We start from the raw sequence: 3,440 nt of genomic DNA on the forward strand, positions 1-3,440 counted from the left end.
TCGAAGATCGGGCTGCGCAGCACGGCGGCGAGCGACAGATCGTCCTCGGGCTGGATGAGAAAATGGCCGAGTGCGATCAGGTCTTTCACCCCGATGTGGCCGGGCAGGCTGAGCCGGTCGGCGCCGGCCACCGGAATGTCGCGGCGCTTCAGCGCCCGCGTCAGCGCATGGACGAAGCGATCGCGTTTGCGCACCAGCACCAGCACGTCGCCGGGGCGGAGTTTCTTGCCGCGGCCTTCGATGACCTCGCCGCTGCCAATCCAGCCGGCAATGGTTGCGGCGACGTTTTCAGCGACGCGGACTGCCGGCGCGTGGGCATGGTCGACCGCTTGGGTCCAATCGTCTGGTTCGTCGACGACGTCGGCGCCGATCGACGGCCAGACCTCGACATAACCCGGCGCATCGGTACGGATCGCCTTGTGGTCGAGTGGATCGGGATCGTGGCTGATGCCGCGCCGCACGTTCGGGTCGGCAAAGACACGATCCACCGCCGCAAGCACGTCGTCGGTCGAGCGAAACGACCAGGTCAGCTTGAGATCGGCGAAGGCGGCGTCGGCCGATCTAACTTTGCCGGCAAACAAAAGCCGGCTGTCGGCAAAGGAATCCGGGGCGGCTCCCTGGAAGGAATAGATCGACTGCTTTTCGTCGCCGACCGCAAAGATGGTGCGGTGGACGGCGTCGCGTGCGCCGAGCCCGGCAAAGAACTCCTCTGCCAGCCGCTTGACCACCTCCCACTGGTCGGGACTGGTGTCCTGCGCCTCGTCGAGCAGGATGTGGTCGATGCCTTGGTCGAGCTTAAACTGCACCCAAGGGCCGGCATCGGGCCGTGCCAAAAGGTTGACCGTACGGGTGATCAGGTCGTTGAAGTCGAGGAAGCCGCGGGCGCGCTTCAATTGCTCGTAGCGGGCGATCAGCCAGTCGGCGATGGTCAGCGCAGCACGCGTGCCTTCCAGCATCCTGAACAAGGCCAGGCGATCGGAGATTTCGAGAATGGCGGCGACCGCCGCCAGATAACGTTCGGCAAGATCGGGCAGCCGGTCAAGCAATGCCCTTTTAAACGTCTTTGCCGGATCGTACGGCTCGCCGTCGGCCCTCAGGAAAGCCTTGGAGAGCAAATTCAGGCGACGGACCGGATCCTCCTCGGCGAAGGCAAGACGGGCGTATGGTAGCAGATTGTTCAGCACGATGCGCGCATCAGCGGCCTCAGCCGCCCGTGAAAAAGTGACGAGATAATCCGGCAGGAAGCCGGGCAGCGGCCAGACCGAGGCGGCTATGCCTTCGGCGGTCTGGCCGGCGCGAAACTGAAACTCATCGAACAGCGCCTGAAAACCATGGCCGCCGGCCGCGGCGATGAAGGCGCGCAAGCCGTCACGCTTGCGCACGATTTCGGCCAGCAACGCGTCGAGCCCATGTTCGCCGCCGCGCTCCAGCACGGTGGCAAAGGCCTCGGCCAATGCCGCATCGCCTGCAACGCCGCCCGAAATCATGTCGCGGCGGGCGGCGGCAAACAGCGAAGCCTCCATTTGTGGATCAAGCAGTTCGAAATGCGCCGGGATATTGGCTTCCAGCGGGAACTGATGCAGCACCGATTCGCAGAAGGCGTGGATGGTCTGGATCTTCAGCCCGCCCGGTGTTTCCAGCGCCTCGGCAAACAACCGCCGCGCCCGGCGCATGGTTTCGCGGTCGGGCTGGCGGCCGTCCAGCGCCTCTATCCGTGTCGAGAGCTCGGCATCGCCCAGGGCCGTCCATTGCGACAGGGTCGAAAACACCCGGTTCGACATGTTGGCGGCGGCGGCACGCGTATAGGTCAGGCACAGGATCTTGGACGGATCGGTGCCGCGCAGCAAAAGCCGGATGACGCGCTGGGCGAGCACATGGGTCTTGCCCGATCCGGCGTTGGCCGACACCCAGGCGGAATTTCGCGGGTCGGAGGCACTCGCCTGGCTGGCGGCGGTGTCGCTCGGAATGGGATAGGCCTTCTTCACGCCTCCCCTCCCTCGTCATCGGCGTCGCCGCCGGCGGACCATTCGAGCACGCGGGCGAGATGGTCGTAGTCGCCGTCGGTCTCACCCTCGCGGAACGGCAACGCCCGCGACAGATAGCCGGTCGCCGGGTCGGCGTAGTGAATCAGCAGTTTTTCCAGCCGCGCCCACGCTTCTTCGGCGAGATCGGCGGCGGTTCGCGGCTTGCGGTTGTATTCGAGGATCGATTCCTCGAACACCTCGCCATTCGGCTTCAGCCGCACGAAGGCCAGTTGCGACGGCTCGCATGCGCCAAGCTCCTTGAAAGCGCCGCGCCTAAGCAGCGCGCCCTCCAGCGCCAGTTGCGGCGCGAGCAGCGTGTGCGCCTGTGCCTTGGATGGCGAGGAGCCGGTCTTGTAGTCGAGGATGTCGGCCATGCCGCCGGCCAGCAGATCGATGCGATCGGCATAGCCGGACAGGGTCACGCCGGATCGGCCGACACCGGTCTTTTCGGCGCGTTCCTCGGCGTGCCGCCGTGCCACGGCTGCGGCCCGGCCGCGCTCCCATTCGATGATGCCGGCGGCAAGCTTTTCGAAGCGCGGCCACCACACCGCCTCGACATCGGCGGGCAGGGCCGCCTCGGCGAAGCAGGACCGGCCGGCGGCAATGAGCCCGTCCAGCGCTTCCGGCGCGCGCGGGTCGGCCACCCTCGCCGAGAAGAGGTGCAGAATGGCGTGAAACAGCGTGCCGCGCTCGGCGGCGCCCGGATCGCGAATGACCGGATCGAGCGGCATCAGGCCGAGTATCCTTCTGGCATAGACCGCATAGGGATCGCGACGTAGTGTTTCGATCTCGGTGACCGAGAAGTGGTGCGGCCGTGCGGCGAGCGGCGGTTTCGGCTGCGGTCGCGGCGCAAAGTCCTGCTTTTCGCCGGCATCGAGCGCACGCGCCCAGGCAAGCAGTTCGTCGCCGCGCCGGCGAAGTGCCGCAGAATGGTCCTCGCCGACGAAGGTAAGGATACGCTGCAGCCAGCGCGACGGCACCGACGGAGCGTCGCCGGAACGGGCGGAGCGAGCCAGCACCACTTTTTTGGCGCCCATGGCCATCTGGAAATCATGGGCGGCAAGGCCGATGCGCCGCTCCGGCGGTTCAAGATCGATGCCGGTCTTCATCAGCCGCGACATGAAGCGGTCACTCTCCGGCTTGCGCGGCCACACGCCTTCGTTGAGCCCGCCGACGACCAGCGTATCGACGTCCTGAAGCCGCGCTTCCAGCACACCCCAGATGGCGATGTTCCTGTCGGTGCCCTGCGCCGGCTTGACCGTCTCGGGCGCGATCAGCGCCTCCATCACGTCAGGCCATTCGTCAGCGGCGAAGGAGAACGACACCGAGGCCGCGACCAGCCCGCGCAAGAGCTCGGCGAGCTTTTCGCCGGCATCGCCGGCATAGAGTTCGTTCAGGCTGCCGTCGGCGGCGCGG

General features: G+C 66.5%; 2 protein-coding genes. Both read right to left on the reverse strand.

What is annotated here, in order from left to right; all coding sequences use genetic code 11:
- The coding region (addA, locus tag E5W70_RS31435) for a double-strand break repair helicase AddA (RefSeq protein ID WP_292665150.1) at positions 1–1,985 on the reverse strand (1,985 nt) is incomplete at its 3' end.
- On the reverse strand, positions 1,982–3,440 hold a 1,459-nt coding region (addB, locus tag E5W70_RS31440; RefSeq protein ID WP_292665152.1), incomplete at its 5' end, for a double-strand break repair protein AddB. The genes addB and addA, both read right to left, overlap by 4 nt.

This window comes from Mesorhizobium sp. (assembly GCF_005063415.1).
GTDB lineage: Bacteria > Pseudomonadota > Alphaproteobacteria > Rhizobiales > Rhizobiaceae > Mesorhizobium.